Raw genomic sequence first — 15,669 nt, 5'->3', positions numbered from 1 at the left:
GTAGTGCACCGCCGAGAGGGAGACGCGCGGGCGCACACCTCCATCGAAGAGCGCGGTGGGCGTGGGTCATCTTCCCCAGCAGGATAACCATCTCACCGGGACGCGCCCCGGCGGCCGCGAGCTCGGCGAAGTGGTCGGCCACCGCCTCGGCGCCCGCATCGCGCGCCCGGGAGGCGTCGAAGCCCCGCGCCGGGTAGTGCACCGCCGAGAGGGAGACGCGCGGGCGCACACCTCCATCGAAGAGCGCGTCAGGCTCGGCATTCACCGCGCCCTTTGCCTCCAGGCGCAGGAAGTCATCGCCGAACACCGTCGGCTGCGAGAAGACGCGCTCCACGAGCGCCAGCACGTCGCCGTGGCTGCGGAAGTTCCAGTCGAGCTGCACGAGGGCCTCTTTCCCGGCCCGCGCCTCCAAATCCGAGCGGTACTCGGTGAACACGTTCACATCGGCGCCGCGGAACCGGTAGATGGACTGCTGGGCATCGCCCACCGTGCACACGTTCGAGAACCCGGGCTGCGCGATGCGGCCGATAATGTCCACCTGCAGGCGATCGGTGTCCTGGAACTCGTCCACCATGATGATCCTGAAGCGCTCCCGCAGGCTCTCGGCGATGGAGGGATGCTCGGAAAGCGCGTCGGCGCAGCGCGTGAGCAAGTCGCCGTTGTCGAGACGCGAGGGGCCCTTAACGCGGGCGAACTCCTCCTCGATCTCGCGGGCGAGCATCGTCACCGCAGCCTGCCAGCGCACCGAAAGCCCCGCCCGCACCTCGCGTTCCAACTCCACCATGGCGGTCTGCCATGCCTCGAAGGCCGGCGCGTCGGCCTTGCCCACCGCGGCCCCCGTGGTGAGGGGAAAGCCATAGAAGACGGCGCCGAACCCGTCGGCGTCGAAGTCCGCGTCGGCGAAACCGCTGCTCGGCGCATCCGCGAGCCACGCCTCGGCGGCCTCTACGGCCGCCTCCAGCCGCTCGAGGAAGGCCACCTTGGTCTTCGACGGCTTCGCCCACGCCTCGGCGGCCGCGCGCATCTCGACAGCCGCCTCGCAGGCGCAGCGCACCACAAGCGAGGGCGAGACGGGCTCAGGCGCGTCGGCGAGCCCCTCGAAGCCGCGGGGCATGGCGTGCACGCGCTCGGCGATGGCCAGGGCGAAGTCCACCGCTCCCCTGTCGTTGAACGAGGAGCCCTGGAGCTTCTCACGGGCCAAGAGCTCGTGCACCGGCCCGGCGCCGGCCTCGCGCGCCCGGGCCACCACGCGCTCGGCGGCCTCGGCCAGAAGCTCGCCGGCCTCCACCTCGCCGATCACCTGGAAGGCCGGATCGAGCCCCACCTCCAGGGCGTGCTCGCGCAGGATGCGGGCGGCCATGCCGTGGATGGTGGACACCCAGGCGTCGTCCACCTTCAACGCCTCGGCCTCAAGCCCCTCGGTCAGGAGGAGCCCTTTGATGCGCCCCTTCAGCTCGGCCGCAGCTTTGGTGGTGAAGGTGATGGCCAGAAGCTCGTCCACCGATGAGAGGCCGGCGCCTCCCGCCTCGGGAGAAAGGGCGAAGGCCACTCGCTGGGTGAGGGTGAAGGTCTTGCCGGAGCCGGCGCCGGCCGACACCATGAGCGGCGCGTCGAGCGTCGTCACCACCGTTCGCTGGCCATCGGTGCAGCGTTCGAGATTCATGCGAGCCTCCTTTCGCAGCCCACGGCCGGGCAGTAGGAGCAGATGCCCGCAAAGCGCGGATCGGGGGCGATGTCCCCCGCGTACAGGTGACGCACCCGCTCGGCCACGAGCGCCTCCACGGCATCCAGGTAGGCGTCGAAGTTCATGGGCACCACCGAGGCGCGGCCCACGAAGGGATCTTCCCCGAAGACCGCCGCGTCGGCGGCGCCCGCCACCATATCCTTGTCGGCGCGGGCGCGGTAGGCCAGATACAGGGCGCCGGCGCAGTGCAGATGCGGAAGGGAGGGACGCAGCGCCTGGGCGTAGACGAGCCCCTGGATGCGCTTGGGCAAGGGAGGCGCCTCGGCATCATCGCCCATGGCGGCCGCGTACTCGGCACCTGCCGTGCCCTTGTAGTCCACGACGGCGAAGCGGCCGGAGGCCTCGTCCACGTCGATGCGGTCCACGCGGCCGTTCACGCGCACGCCGGCGTAGTCCACGCCGTCCTCGGCGGCTATGACGTGCTCGTGGGACCGCACCGCGAACGACGGCGCGAAGCGGGCCTGGCGGTGCAGGCTCTCGCGCAGCTGCGATCGCAGGCGCGCAAGCTCCAGCCCCTCGGCCTCAGTAAGCGCCACGAGCCGGCCGCTGCCCGGCTCGAGCCCGCTCTGCTCGGCGGCCACCGCGTCGAAGGTCGCCTCGAACAGCGGCTCCCATGTCGCGGCGGAAACGCCGTCAAGGCGCGCGATGCCGCACCGGGCCGCCTCGTCGTAAAAGCGCGCAAGCACGCTGTGGGCGAAGCTGCCCTTCTCCAGGGGGCCGAACTCCTCGTCGAGGGCGGACACTCCCACGCGTCGTTCCAAAAACCACGCGTAGGGACAGCCCACGTACAGTTCGAGCGCCGAGGGGGACAGCACGATGACGGCGCGCCCCTCCTCGTCGGCCGTGCGCAAGAAGCGCACCAGGTCGAGCCTGTCGAGGCGCCCACGGTGCACCGCTTGCAGGGACACGCGCTCCGCCACGGGCGCGAAGGCACCGCCGACCGAGGCCGGCAGATCGTCCTCGCCGAGACGACATGCGTCGCGCAGAAGGGGCACGGGAAGGCCGAAGGCGTCCTCATCGCACTCGTCCCACGCGGCCGCCTCGGCAACACGCCCCGCAGCCCGGGCAGCCGCGCGGGCCTCATCGGCAACCGCCTCGGCGAATTCCTTCAGGAAGAAGGCGGGATAGGCCTCCTCCCCCTCGGCCGTACGCTGGGCCACAACGAGGGCGAGGCGCCGCCGCGCGGCGGCCTTTCCGGCGCAGAAACGACGACGCTGCCGCTCCAGAGCGTCGGCCGATGCGGGAAGCCCCAGCTTCCGGGCCAGGCCGTCCAACGCCGTCCGCGTCTGGGCGGCGGGAAAGGCCGCATCGGTCGTATCGGCCAGAACCACCGCGTCGTAGCTTTCCGGCAGAAGCGACGTCAAGCGGTCGAGCTCGGCGAACTCCACGGACGCGCCGCGAGCGCCCCCGACGCGGGCGCTCACAGAGACCTTGCGGGAAGCGAGAAGGGCCCCGGCGTCTGCGAGCGGAATGCCGAGAGACCAGGCAGCCTCGGCAAGCTCGGCGATGGCGGCAGCGGCAGCTAGCTCCCGTGCGCGCTGGACAGGCGAAAGCCCCCGGGCCTCGCGCACTGCCTGCTCGAGCGCCCGGAGGTCGGCACCGACGGCAGCGCGGGCGGCAGCGGCATCGCTGACGGAGAAGGCGCGCTGCAGGCGTTCGAAGACGGCGAAGGCCGGGGAGGCCTCGCGCAGAAGCGCGGCAGCGGCCGGCCCGTCGGCAAGGCGGTCGCCGCGCAGCGTGCCGTTCAGGCGGCGCCCCGCCACGGCATCCATACCGGAGAGCGCGTTGTAGGCGAAATCGGTGGCCGCGGCGGCAGGGCGCGCCGCGGAGCCGAGGCGCCCTACGGCATCCCATGCCCGCCCGACGAGCGTCTCCCCCCACGGCGCAGCGCAGCGAAGGGAGCAGCCGATACCGTCGGCGGCCAGCGACGGCGCCAGCATATCGTAGAGCGAGCGAGCGTCGGGAGCGCACACGAGGGCCGTCTCAGCGCCCTCGTCCAGCGTCCGGCGCAGCTCGCCCAACACGAGCGCCGGCGTGGCCGCCGGGCCCGCGGCCAAAAGCACGGAGAGCGCCACTCCCGCAGGCAGGCCGCCGACGGCGAAGGGCTCGCCGCCCTCGTCGCCCCCGCACCCGCACTGGCCCAGCAGCGCCATCACGCCCGGCCCGGCATCTACCGGATCGACCGCCGTGACGGGGTGAAGGCGCACCTCGCCCGCGCGAGCCGCCTCCGCAAGCAGAAACGCCGCCTCCTCCGCCTCGACGAGGGAAACTTCCTCGAGGGCGGCGCGGTAGTCGGCGGAGGCCCGCAGCACGGCACGCTCCCGCTCGGTTAAGGCGGACTCGTCCCCGCAGCGTGCCAGAGCGCTGCCGTAGCGGGCGAAGAACCGCGCGAGCAGCTCCGCTGTTCCCGCCGAGGCCACAAGCGCGTCCCGGTGTCGCAGCGCGGCGCCCACGAGCAGCTCCCGCTGCGCGCGGCTCACAAGCGCGCGCCCGTCGCCCCACAGCTCCCACAGCTCTGCCACGAGCGTGGTCGGCGTCGCGCGCGCGGTGCCGAGCGACGCCGCCTCGCCAGCGGCCGCGGCGCGCTTGGCGGCCGCGTGAGCCTTCTCGATGGTCGTATAGAGCTCCGTGACGGATTCGCGCACGCCCTGTTCCTTCCTCGCAGGTATTTCGACCGATTATTGTACCCCAACTGCACGCCGCCTCCATGCTCCCCTCCTCCTGCGGACCGTACAGCCAACGTGAGGGTTTGGCAACGAGTCGCCCTCCGCGCGTTGACCCCGCGCGCCCTTTTCCGGGAAAAGCCTCGGGCCGCGCCTATCATGAAAGCCAGCCCGACCGCCGCGGTCCGCCGCATGTCGCCGGGCGCTACCGGCAAACACCTTAGGAGGCGCACCATGACCTATCAGGAACTCGTCGTCAAGCTCATCGAGATTCAGAAACACCTGATGCCCGACCTGGAGAAGCTCGAGCGCGAAGACCGCCTGTCCCACGATCTGAAGGTCGCCAAGGCCGAGATCATCGAGTGGGAGCACACCGTGGACGGCAAGGGCGGCCTGGAGGAGGCCCCCGAGATCTGGCCCGTGGAGAAGTTCGCCCGGGCGCTGCGCGAGCACTACGACGACTTCAACGACTTCATGCGCCGCAACGTCGCCGAGTACGAGACTTTGGCCGGCCAGCTGCCCGCCGCCTTCGACAACCCGCTCGGGCAGTAAGGCCGACGACACCCGATCGTGCGCCGATGCGCACGCCGCTCCCTCAAGGCCGCCGCTTCCCCGCGGCGGCCTTTTCCACGCTCAGTAGCAGCCGGCCAGCTCCTGGGCCATGCGGGCCACGCCCCGGCGGGCCTCCAGGCGCTCGCGCTTGAAGTGCCACTGCCCGGCATCGAAAGCCGCGCCGAGGGCCACGGCCGCCACGCGGTACCACGTGCGAGCGCGGCGGAAGCTCTGCTCGCAGCCGCGGCCGCACTCGAAGGCCCGGGCCAGGCGCAGGGCGGCATTGCCCGTCTGGGCGCGGTCCTCGTCGACGCGCCCGTTCTCCGCGTCGAAGGCCTGGCGGTACAGCGCGAGCGCCCGGGCCTCGTCGGCGGCGCACCCGCGCCCGGCCGCCACCAGCTCGCCGAGCCGCCAGGCGCACTCGCCGTGGCCGTGCAGAGCGCCGAAGGTGAAGTGCCGGTAGGCCCGCTCGTCCAGGGGCGTGTCGGCGGCGTGGAGCGCGCGGCATTCCAGCAGCCCGCGCCAGTACTCGCCCTCGCACAGGTCATCGGCGTAGATGATGCCGAGCCGGCAGTGGGCTCCCACGCTGCCCCGGGCCGCGGCGTGCAGAAGCAGGATCTCCGCCGCCCGGTAACAGTCGATGCGACGGCGGCGGCACTCCGGGCCCGCAAGCCCCAGCGCCTCGGCGAAGCACGCCTCGGCCAGCTCCATGGCCCGCCAACCGCCCCGATCGGGGCCAGCGGGATAGGATGCCGTGAACACCCGGCCGGGGCCGTCCTGGGCAGGCTCGCTCACCCAGATGCGCGGCAGGCGCTCGGCGGCCTCCGTGCCCTGCCGGTCGATGGCGAACACGCCCGCATCGGCCTGGCGACGACGCCAGCGAGGGCCGCGCAGCACCCGAGGCACGAAGCTCGTCTTCGCCCCGCCGTTGGCCCGGCGTACGCTGGGCGAGCCGAACACGGCGCGGGCCGTGCGCTGGCCGAGCGTGATGGCGCCGTCCCGGCGCTCCAAAACAGCGGCGGCGCTAGTCATTGAGATGCACCTCCATCACCAACCGGCACCACGAACCCACCTGCTCGCGGGCCGTCAGGCGCCCCTCCACCGACTTGCCGCCATCCAGAAGCCGGCCCACGAACTCGTTGCACTCGCAGGACACGTACCCGATGCGCCGGTCCTGTCCGTCGCGCACCTCCACGGCCCAGGGGTCGAAGCGGTTCGCCGCGTCGCGCACGAGCGAGAAGCGCTCGCCTTTCGCGTAGCCCTCGGCCATCTCGGCCACACCGGCCACGTGCCGCGTGCCTGCCACCGTCGTGTTCTCCACGACGCAGATCGATGATGCTGTGTTTGCCATGGCGTCCTCCGTTTCGTTGAATGCGATAGGAGCATCTTACGCCGCGGCAGTGTTCCATGTGTACCTTTTCTGGTACAGCAATGGGTTCTTGTGCCAAGATGGCATCGGATTGCCGGCCCCGGTTGATCACCCTGGAAGCCCCATGGTACACTGCCCGTCGATCACTGGGGAAACCGTGCCCGACGATGAGGAGCGTCCATGAAGGACCAGAAGAAAAAGAAGGACAAGAAGCAGCGCAAGGCCGAAGGCGACAAGAAGGCCGCCAAGCTCGATCGCAAGAAGAAGCACACCGGCTGCAAGGGCGAGAAGAGCGCCGCGGGCTGCAAGGGCTGCGAGAAGGCGAAGGCCGCCCTCAAGATAGAGCACTGCACCTGCTGCAAGAAACACTGCCCGCTTTCCAAACCCAAATGCGGCAAGGGCCGCCGCCTCGCCGCCGCCCTCAAGCTGCGGGAGAAATAGCCTCGAGGCTTCCATTACAGACTCGGATTTAACCCGTTTCCGTAGAGCCGGAGCCTCTCTAGTCCTCATCCAGAGGCTCGGCGTCCACGACCTCGCCGTCGCTTACAGCGTCGGCGCGACCCGCTGCCTTGGCGTCGCGGGCCTCGTCCAGCAGGGCCTTCATGGTGGGGTTCTTGCGGGTGAGCTTCTTCACCGTGAGATCCTCGGCCTTGTCGTTGGCCAGGCGCAGCTGGTTCTCGCTGCCGAGCAGGTTGTCCTTGATCTTCTGCAGATGGTCGATGGACTTGTCGATCTCCTCGATGGCCTTGCGGAACTTGTCGGAGGCGATGCGGTAGTTGCGGCCGAACTTGTCCTTGAAGTCGGCCAGCTGGTCCTCGAAGTTGGTCACGTCGATGTTCTGCTGGCGCACGAGCGCGAGCTCGCGGCGGTACTGCAGCGACGAGAGCGCCGCGTTGCGCAAAAGCGTGATGAGCGGGATGAAGAACTGCGGGCGGATGACGTACATCTTATCGTAGCGGTAGGACACGTCGGTGATGCCGGCGTTGTACAGCTCGTTGTCCGGCTCGAGCAGCGACACGAGCACCGCGTACTCGCAGCCCTTCTTCGCACGATCGCTATCGAGCTTCTTGAAGTGCGACTCGTTGGTCTTCTTGTGCGTGGAGTCGTCGGCCTCGTTCTTCATCTCGAACATGATGGAGACGATCTCGTTGCCCTCCTCGTCGAAGTCGCGGAAGACGAAGTCGCCCTTGGTGCCCTCCACCACCTCGTTGTCCTTCTCGAAGTAGGCGCGCGGGAAGGCCGTGGGGCGCAGGCGGTTGAACTCGATCTCGCAGTGCTGCTCCAGCGTCTCGCCGAGCATCTTCGTGGACAGGCGCGCCTTCATGTCCTGGATGCGCTCGATCTCGCGCTCGCGGTCGGCGATCTGCTCGTCCTTCAGGCGCATCCGCTCGGCCAGGTCGGCCTTGTGCTCGGCCTGCACGCGCACGAGCGCGTCCTTCTCGCGTTCCACCTGAGCGCGCAGCTCGTCGCGCTCGCGCTCCACGGCCACCTGGGCGTCCTTCGCGCGCGCCTCGGCCTGCTGCACCGCCAGCTGCGACTCCACGACCGCCTGGCGCTGCTGGGCCTCGAGGCGCTGGGCCAGCTCGTCGCGCTCGCGCTCGGCGGCGCGCAGCTTCTCCGCCTCGGCCGCAATGGCGTCGGACACCGCCAGCTTGCGCGCCGTCTCGGCCTCGCTCGTCTGCGCGGCCAGCTGCGCCCGCAACGCGGCGAGCTGCTTTTCCAGATCGGCCTTCTCGGCCTGAGCCGACAACCTGAACTCGCTCGCCTGGGCCTTGAACTGCTCGGTCTGGGCGGCCAGCTTCCGCTGCTCCTCCGCGAGCTCGGCGGCGCTCTTCTCCCGGCTCTCGCTCAGCTGGCGGCTCATCTCGTCGCGCACCTGGGCGCGGGCAAGCTCGATCTCCTTGGCGCGGCTCTCGTCCAGCAACCGCTCGCGGTCTGCCAGTTCCCGCTGGAACTCCTGGTCGCGCACTTGGTTCAGAATGGCCGCGTACCCGCTCTCGTCCACGGTGAAGGCCTTCCCGCAATGGGGGCACTTGATCTCGTTGCTCATAGGGCAATCCTCTCAGCCGACGACTTCCAAGGCGCACAAGCTCGCAAACGGAATGCGCGTCCGTACAATCCATAGGTCATGATAGATCATATCAACCTGGCTCACTGTCCCGACAATGGTTCGGTAAGCGTCTTTTTCGTAAAAGACGGCTTTCACCATAGCGCCGCGGCGGAGGCTCGCGACGGCCTCATCGAGGGTGCGGGCCTCCTCCTCGGAAAGAGGTTGGCGCGGCTCGACCACCTGCTCCCGCTCGTGCACGAGCTCGTAGTAACCGCGCAGGGCGGCGAAGGGCGAGAACTGCCGGGCGCGGTCAGGGTGGGGCCGCCCCAGGCCCGCGGGGACGGGCCGGTCGATGCCCTGCGGTGCGCCTTCTCTTACGGCGCCTCCGCCGACCGCGGCTTCTCCCACCCCTTCCCAGACGAGGTTCTCGAAGGCCCCTCCCCTAGCCATGGTGGCCTCCCACCATCTCGTTGCGCTCGCGGCCGAGGGCGTGCTCCCTCAGGCTCACGCCCTTGATGAGCGCGTTCTTCCCGAACTTCCCCTTCACCGCGAGCACCGCCTCCTGGCGCCGCCGCTCGCGGGCGGCCGCTTCCACGTCGGTGAACAGGTCCGCTGTGGCCAGATCCTCGTCCACCAAGTTCCCGAAGCCGACGCTGATCTTGCGCATGGTGCGCGCCGGATCCACCGTCTCGCGGAAGAGCGCCTCCACATACCCGAGCAGCTTCGCGAAGGAGTTCGTGCGCTCGGGAATCTTGCGCGATCCTCCCCCGTGCGGGCCGCTGCGGCCGTCTGCCCGGCGCAGGCCATGGCCGCCCTCGAAGAGCCCGCCTGCGGCCGCGCCGTCGATCCGCGCGTCGCGCACATAGCTCACGTGCAGCGAGATATGGTCGGTCACCAGGTGCTTGTCCACCAAATCGAGCACCGTGTCGTCCACCATCTCGCGCAGGACCATGAGGGTGTCGTCGAAGCTGTAGCCGCAGGGCAGAATCTGCCCGTTCATGAGCGAGGTCGTCTCCGGCTCGTAGGCCTTTATCTCGGCGATGGTGCAGGGCTCCAGGCCCCAGGCGTGATCGATGAGGTACTCGGCGTTCACCCCGAACTCCCCGTAGAGCACATCGGGGTCCATCTCGGTCACGCCGCGTAAATCGAACACGCGGTACTTCGCCAGCCGCCGCGCAATGCCCGGGCCGATGTTCCAGATGTCGGTGATGGGCCGGTGCGGCCAGATCTGCTCGCGGAAGGTTCGCTCGGTGAGCTCGCCGATGCCGTCGGCGGCATGCTTGGCGGAAATATCGAGCGCCACCTTCGCGAGGAACAGGTTCGGCCCGATGCCCGCCGTGGCGGGGATGCCCGTCTCGGCCTTCACGGCGGCCCGCAGGGTGTCGGCGAATCCGCGCGCGTCCATGCCGTAGAGCTCCAGGTAGGGCGTCGCATCGATGAAGCACTCGTCGATGGAGTACGGGTGGATGTCGTCAGGACTCACGTAGCGCAGGTAGGTAGCGTAAATATCTGCCGACACCTGCATGTACGTTTTCATGCGCGGGCGTGCAGTGATGAACTCCATCCCCTTCGGAATCTCGTGGAGCCGGCAGCGGTTCCGCACGCCGGCCGCCTTCATGGCGGGGCTCACCGCCAAACAGATGGTCATCTCCGAGCGCGTGGGGTCGGCCACCACGAGCTTGGTCTCCATGGGATCAAACCCGCGCGCGACGCACTCCACCGAGGCGTAGAAGCTCTTCAGATCAATGCAAACGTATGTGCGCTCTTGTTCCATGCCCGCAGTATATCATGGAACATCGGTTCGCCTCTTATATTCTCGGGCATTCCGCGGCAGTGCGAGTGCAAGCGGAAGCTCGTCCGCTGCGAGGGGCGCCCCCTCAGGACGCGCAGTAGCCCTTATCGGCATGGGGAAACGAGAAGCGCCTCGATATCCTCCTGAATCGCCATCGATCTCTTTCTCCGGCGACCCCCATTGGGCGCATCGCTGCATCACGGGTGCGCAGAGAGCTAGGCGCCCACAACCGAGAACAGCTCGGCCCCCTTGCGAACCTCCGCCTGCTTCTTGATGGCCAGCGCCGCCGCCTTCACCAGAAGTCGCCGGATTCGGCTCCTACATCACCAAGGATCACCAGCTCGATCTCATGCCCTACTTGTTCAGCGAGGACGAGGCCCTCGCCTACAGTCAGATGCCCCACTACCGCAACTTCCCTGCCGCCGAGTTCGCCGAGGCGTCGGGGCGCGCCGAGGACGAGTGCCTCGCCATCTGCAACGCGCTCGACGACCGCGCGCTTTTGCGCCGCATCTACGACAACGGCACGCCCAAGTTCCTCACCCTCGACAGCGAGTACGGCTACTACGAGGCCTACGTCCAGAACTTCGACACCGAGCACATCGGCCTGAAGGACCTCAACGCCGGCGCTGGAACGCCCTTCACCTTCCTCGATGCGAAGTACACCATGTACCGCACCGTGCCGGTCGACCTGAGCATCGTCGTCGACGGCGACTACACCGAGGACGACGACTGGCACGCCATCCTCGACCGCCACGACACCTTCGCCGTCTCGCCCTGCATGTGCCGCGTGAGCACCCTCATCCGCGAGGGCGAGGCCACCAACACCCAGGAGGCCATGGAGCTGTTCGGCGACGGCATGCGCGACTGCAACCACCCCATGGAGACCTGCCTGGTCACCGGCAAGCAGGCCGAGTGGTTCATCGAGATCGGTGCCGGCCGCGAGCTGACGCGCGACGAGGCCGAGGCCCTTCTGCAGCGCTCCGTCGATGAGGGCATGGTCCTCGACTGCCTCTACACCAAGGAGGCCGAGAACATCTGCAGCTGCCATGCCGACTGCTGCCTCTACGTGGGTGCCGTCCGCAAGCTCAACGGCGGCCCGGCCCTTGCCGACTGCAGCCACTTCGAGCTCGTCCACAAGAAGGACGACTGCATCAAGTGCGGCATGTGCGAGAAGCAGTGCCCCATGCTCGCCATCACCATGGACGACGAGGGCTACCCCATCGTCGACAGCGCCTGCGTGCGCTGCGGGCAGTGCGCCACCGTGTGCCCCCAGGGCGTGCGCGGCCTCAAGATGAAGCCGGTATCCGAGCACCTCGAGATCCCCGAGGATCTCGCCGACTACTACGAGAAGAAGGCCCGCGTCCGCGCCAGCAAGGGCTACCTGTTCGATATCGAGAGCCAGGAAGCCATGGCCGCCCGCGTCGCCGAGGGCGAGGCCGCCGGCCTACAGTTCAGCTAATATTCAGCCCTCCCTTAGCGCCCCTGTCCCAGGCGGGGGCGCCCCCCCTTTACGGAAAGGAGCCGCCATTCACGAGATGGCACTGTGCACCGAGGTCGTGGACACCGTCCTCGACGTGGCCCGCGACGCCGACGCCGTATCCGTCGACGGAGTCACCATGGTCATCGGGGAGATGCGCGACATCATCGAGGATATGTTCGACAGCTTCTTCCATTACCTGACCCGCGGGACCATAGCCGAAAACTGCACGGTCTCCTTCCTCACGGTTCCCGTGATGGTTACCTGCAAGGACTGCGACGCGGGCTACCGCGTCGACCTTCACAGCGGCGAGCCCCTCTCCTGCCCCCAGTGCGGTTCCCGCGAGTACCAGTTCGCCTCCGGCAACGAGTTCCTCATCGAGTCCATCGATATCACCACCCGCGACGAGGCCGCCGCTTGAGGCGCGCAGCCGAAACCGCCGCGATCCTCCCGTCCCGCGTCGAAAAAGCGCCGCCGATGCACGGAAAGTCGCCCGTTGGGGCGCTCACGGCACACCTGGTGTGGCAAAGCGGCTCACTCTGATCGCGTTTCCCCAGGTCGCTTTGCTCCCATAGACGAATTGTGCGGAAAGTCGCCTCGCAGCAGGGCGACTTTCCGTCGTTAAGCGGCGCTTTTTCGCACCAGCGGATGAAAAGGGCGACTTTTCGACATCCTGCGGCACGCAGCAGGTGCCCCCCCCCAGCGCGCCCAGTGGAGGGCAGAACGGCACTAAAGCCGCGCGTCTCGCATACCGTCCCAAAGACAGAACCCGAACGCCCCTCGACAAGCGAACGAGCCGCAAAAAAAACCGCCGCCCGCAAGATGCGAGCGGCGGTAACGGGGCGGAGAACCGGCGGGTCTGGATCGAGCCCGGTCTTCGGGGCTCTTCTCGCACCCGCGAGCGGTAGGTCGGCGTAAGCGGGCGTCCCTACACGATGCCCTGGGCCATCATGGCATCGGCGACCTTCTCGAAGCCGGCGATGTTGGCGCCCATGACGTAGTTGCCCTCGTGGCCGTAGCGGCGGGCGGCGTCGTCGATGGCGTGGTAGATGCTCACCATGATGCCCTTGAGCTTCGCGTCCACTTCCTCGAAGGTCCAGGAGAGGCGCTCGGAGTTCTGGGACATCTCGAGGCCCGAGGTGGCCACGCCGCCGGCGTTGGCGGCCTTGCCGGGGATGAACACGACGCCCTGCTCCTGCAGGTACTCGGTGGCATCCAGCGTGGTGGGCATGTTCGCGCCCTCGGCGAGGATCTTGCAGCCGTTGGCCACGAGCGTCTTCACGTCGTCGATGAGCACCTCGTTCTGGGTGGCGCAGGGCAGCGCGATGTCGCAGGGGACGACCCACACGCCGCGGCCCTCGTGGTACTCCACGCCCTCGCGGCGGGCGGCGTACTCGGTGAGGCGGGCACGCTCCACTTCCTTCACCTGCTTGAGCAGCTCCACGTCGATGCCAGCCGGATCGTGCACCCAACCGGTGGAGTCGGACACGGTGACCACCTTGGCACCGAGCTGCTGGGCCTTCTGCGTGGCGTAGATGGCCACGTTGCCGGAGCCGGACACGCACACGGTCTTGCCCGCGAAGGAGTCGTCATGGCAGCGCAAGTACTCCTCCACGATGTAGACGAGGCCGTAGCCGGTGGCCTCGGTGCGGGCCAACGAGCCGCCGAAGGAGAGGCCCTTGCCGGTGAGCACGCCCTCGAAGACGTTCTTGATCTTCTTGTACTGGCCGAACATGTAGCCGATCTCGCGGGCGCCCGTGCCGATGTCGCCGGCGGGCACATCGGTGTCGGCGCCGATGTGGCGCTGCAGTTCGGTCATGAAGGCCTGGCAGAAGCGCATGACCTCCATGTCGGACTTGCCCTTCGGGTCGAAGTCGCAGCCACCCTTGCCGCCGCCCATGGGCAGCGTGGTGAGGCTGTTCTTGAAGATCTGCTCGAAGCCGAGGAACTTGATGATGCCGAGGTTCACCGACGGATGCAGGCGGAGTCCCCCTTTGTAGGGGCCGATGGCGCTGTTGAACTGCACGCGGAAGCCGCGGTTCACCTGCACCTTGCCGGCGTCGTCCACCCACGGCACGCGGAACATGACGATGCGCTCGGGCTCCACGATGCGCTCGAGGAGGCTCGCGGCCTCGTACTCGGGGTGGGCCTCGATGACCGGCTCGAGGGACTGGAGCACCTCGGTGACGGCCTGGATGAACTCGGGCTGCTCGGCGTTCTTCGCCTTCACCTGCTCGATGACGTTATCGACGTAACTCAATGCGGACCTCCTTGACGTGTCGGGGCGCCGCGGCGCGCGCACGCCCGCTGGCTTCTGGCCGCATTATAGGACGCTCGTTTTCCAAAACGATGAGTTATTAACTGAGCCGAAACAAAGCCCGAAACCAATGGCGGCCGGAACCAGCCAGCGGCAGAAGGCAGAAGCGGGTCCAGACCAGGCGGAACGGGCCCTACAGCGAGGCGTACACCTTCGACGAGGGCACGTTCAGGGCCGTGAGCAGCACGACGCCCACCGAGCCGCGCTCGGGCGCGTACACGATATGGGCGCCCTCGCTGCCCTCCCCCGCCCCGGGCGTCGCCTGGTCGTCGTCGGTCACGATGACCGCCTGGAAGCCCTCGATGGTGGCCAGGCACGACAGGCGCGGCACCAGGCAGACGAGCGACTGGGCTCCGGCCTCGGTCAGCTCGCGGCGCACCTTCTCGAGCTGCTTTTTGGACGCGTAGTAGTCGATGGCCACAACACCGATCTTGCGGTCGCCGGCCATGAGGATGGTCGGCTCCTCGTAGCGGCGCAGGTCGGCGGCGTCGAGCGTGATGGCCCCGGCGCCCTTCTCCTCGTAGAGCGTGCGCACGTCCGAGGCGTACACGGGCCTCTCGCGCATGGACAGCGGCAGCCGCGACAGCTCGGCGAGCACCATGCCGCCGAGGCTCGTGGGCTCCTCCGCGCCGATGTCCTCGTGGTCCATGGCGGGGCGCAGGGCGTCGAGGGTGTCGAAGGTGCCGTCGTAGACGATGGCGGTGTAGCCCTTCATCTGCCCGAAGGCGTCGTCCACCACCGTGGCGGCCATATTGAGGGGGCGGCCCGTCTCGAAATAGCGCAGAAGCACGCTGCCGCCGAGAACGACGAGCAGCGCGAAGACCAGGAGGGCCACTTTTTCCCTTGTGCGTTTCTTCATGCCCCAATTATAGCGAAGCCCCGCCGCGGCGGCGCGGCGGGGCCCGAGGCTCCATATCTGCGACGGGGCGCGATGCCGGCCAGGCGGCCGCGGAGGGTGCCGACGGCCGGCCACGGCCCCGCGAGGCGCTCCCCTCGCCGACGAGCCCGACGGCCGAGCCCGCAACAGCAGGCGCGCGTTAGCCCACCGGCGGCAGCTTGGCCTCCTCGAGCATGCGGGCGACGAAGTGCCCGGTGTAGGAGCCCTCCACCTTCGCCACCTCCTCGGGCGTGCCCGTGGCGATGATGGTGCCCCCGCGGTCGCCGCCCTCCGGCCCCAAGTCCACGATGTGGTCGGCGCACTTGATGACGTCCAGGTTGTGCTCGATGACGAGCACGGTGTTGCCGGCGTCCACCAGGCGCTGGAGCACCTCGAGCAGCTGGCGCACGTCCTCGAAATGCAGCCCCGTGGTGGGCTCGTCCAGGATGTAGAAGGTCTTGCCGCTCTGGCGCTTCTGCAGCTCGCTCGCGAGCTTCACGCGCTGGGCCTCGCCGCCCGAGAGCGTGGTGGCCGGCTGGCCCAGGCGGATGTAGCCGAGCCCCACGTCGAAGAGCGTCTGCAGCTTGCGCTTGATACCCGGGATGTTCTCGAAGAACGCGAGCGCGTCCTCCACGGTCATGTCGAGCACCTCGGAGATGTTCTTGCCGCGGTAGGTCACCTGCAGCGTCTCGCGGTTGTAGCGCTCGCCGTTGCACACCTCGCAGGGCACGTACACGTCGGGCAGGAAGTGCATCTCGATCTTGATCTGGCCGTCGCCCTTGCAGGCCTCGCAGCGGCCGCCGTTCACGTTGAAGGAGAAGCGCCCCG

The 15,669-nt window shown here is 68.5% G+C and carries 13 protein-coding genes and 1 pseudogene; 4 read left to right on the top strand and 10 right to left on the bottom strand.

What is annotated here, in order from left to right:
* Both Q5064_RS10735 and Q5064_RS10730 read right to left on the bottom strand, forming a co-directional pair.
* On the bottom strand, positions 1-1,663 hold a 1,663-nt coding region (locus Q5064_RS10735; RefSeq protein WP_302964569.1), incomplete at its 3' end, for an exodeoxyribonuclease V subunit beta.
* The gene (locus Q5064_RS10730; RefSeq protein WP_302961741.1) at positions 1,660-4,389 is read right to left on the bottom strand and encodes a PD-(D/E)XK nuclease family protein; all 2,730 of its coding nucleotides are present in this window, start codon (positions 4,387-4,389) and stop codon (positions 1,660-1,662) included. The genes Q5064_RS10730 and Q5064_RS10735, both read right to left, overlap by 4 nt.
* A 252-nt stretch (positions 4,390-4,641) precedes the next feature.
* On the opposite strand from Q5064_RS10730, the gene Q5064_RS10725 reads away from it, so the two are divergent.
* Positions 4,642-4,959 (top strand): hypothetical protein, encoded by a 318-nt coding sequence (locus tag Q5064_RS10725; protein WP_302961738.1) that lies wholly within the window; start codon positions 4,642-4,644, stop codon positions 4,957-4,959.
* Positions 4,960-5,040: 81 nt separating this feature from the next.
* On the opposite strand, the gene Q5064_RS10720 is transcribed toward Q5064_RS10725, so the two are convergent.
* Together Q5064_RS10720 and Q5064_RS10715 are read right to left on the bottom strand one after the other, a co-directional pair.
* Entirely contained in the window at positions 5,041-5,991 is a 951-nt protein-coding gene (locus tag Q5064_RS10720) for a tetratricopeptide repeat protein (protein WP_302961737.1), read from the bottom strand.
* Entirely contained in the window at positions 5,984-6,310 is a 327-nt protein-coding gene (locus tag Q5064_RS10715; RefSeq protein WP_302961735.1) for an HIRAN domain-containing protein, read from the bottom strand. Before Q5064_RS10715 ends, Q5064_RS10720 begins: the two co-directional genes overlap by 8 nt.
* 198 nt (positions 6,311-6,508) lie before the next feature.
* Here Q5064_RS10715 and Q5064_RS10710 point away from each other — a divergent pair, with 198 nt between their 5' ends.
* Positions 6,509-6,769, top strand: a complete 261-nt coding sequence (locus tag Q5064_RS10710; protein WP_302961733.1) for a hypothetical protein — start codon at positions 6,509-6,511, stop codon at positions 6,767-6,769.
* A 58-nt stretch (positions 6,770-6,827) separates the two neighbouring features.
* Here the strand turns inward: Q5064_RS10710 and Q5064_RS10705 are convergent, their stop codons facing one another.
* The 3 genes from Q5064_RS10705 to Q5064_RS10695 are packed head-to-tail and all read right to left on the bottom strand — an operon-like array spanning position 6,828 to position 10,152.
* Entirely contained in the window at positions 6,828-8,378 is a 1,551-nt protein-coding gene (locus Q5064_RS10705; protein ID WP_302961731.1) for a DUF2130 domain-containing protein, read from the bottom strand.
* A gap of 12 nt (positions 8,379-8,390) precedes the next feature.
* On the bottom strand, positions 8,391-8,828 hold the full coding sequence (locus Q5064_RS10700; RefSeq protein ID WP_302961730.1) for a hypothetical protein: 438 nt from the start codon (positions 8,826-8,828) through the stop codon (positions 8,391-8,393).
* Positions 8,821-10,152 (bottom strand): DNA repair protein, encoded by a 1,332-nt coding sequence (locus tag Q5064_RS10695; protein WP_302961729.1) that lies wholly within the window; start codon positions 10,150-10,152, stop codon positions 8,821-8,823. Before Q5064_RS10695 ends, Q5064_RS10700 begins: the two co-directional genes overlap by 8 nt.
* Before the next feature lie 367 nt (positions 10,153-10,519).
* Between Q5064_RS10695 and Q5064_RS10690 the strand changes: the two genes are divergently transcribed.
* Positions 10,520-11,629, top strand: coding sequence for a 4Fe-4S binding protein (locus Q5064_RS10690; protein WP_302961727.1), 1,110 nt, complete (start codon positions 10,520-10,522; stop codon positions 11,627-11,629).
* 76 nt (positions 11,630-11,705) lie between these two features.
* A complete protein-coding gene (locus Q5064_RS10685) occupies positions 11,706-12,068 on the top strand; it encodes a hydrogenase maturation nickel metallochaperone HypA (protein ID WP_302961726.1) in 363 nt (120 codons plus the stop codon).
* Between the two features lie 507 nt (positions 12,069-12,575).
* Here Q5064_RS10685 and gdhA read toward each other — a convergent pair.
* From gdhA to Q5064_RS10670, 3 genes and pseudogenes are all read right to left on the bottom strand, one after another.
* Positions 12,576-13,907 (bottom strand): NADP-specific glutamate dehydrogenase, encoded by a 1,332-nt coding sequence (gene gdhA / locus Q5064_RS10680; RefSeq protein ID WP_302961724.1) that lies wholly within the window; start codon positions 13,905-13,907, stop codon positions 12,576-12,578.
* A 190-nt stretch (positions 13,908-14,097) separates the two neighbouring features.
* Positions 14,098-14,799 carry a hypothetical protein gene (locus Q5064_RS10675; RefSeq protein WP_302961722.1) on the bottom strand — a complete coding sequence of 234 codons (702 nt, stop codon included), beginning with the start codon at positions 14,797-14,799 and terminating at the stop codon, positions 14,098-14,100.
* A 202-nt stretch (positions 14,800-15,001) separates the two neighbouring features.
* A pseudogene (locus Q5064_RS10670) lies at positions 15,002-15,669 on the bottom strand (excinuclease ABC subunit UvrA); the annotation flags it as partial.

Origin of the sequence: uncultured Adlercreutzia sp. (genome assembly GCF_958431955.1) — a bacterium.
Taxonomy (GTDB): Bacteria; Actinomycetota; Coriobacteriia; order Coriobacteriales; family Eggerthellaceae; genus Adlercreutzia.
Note: the sequence above shows the minus strand (reverse complement) of the source record. Positions and strands in the feature narration are given on the sequence as shown.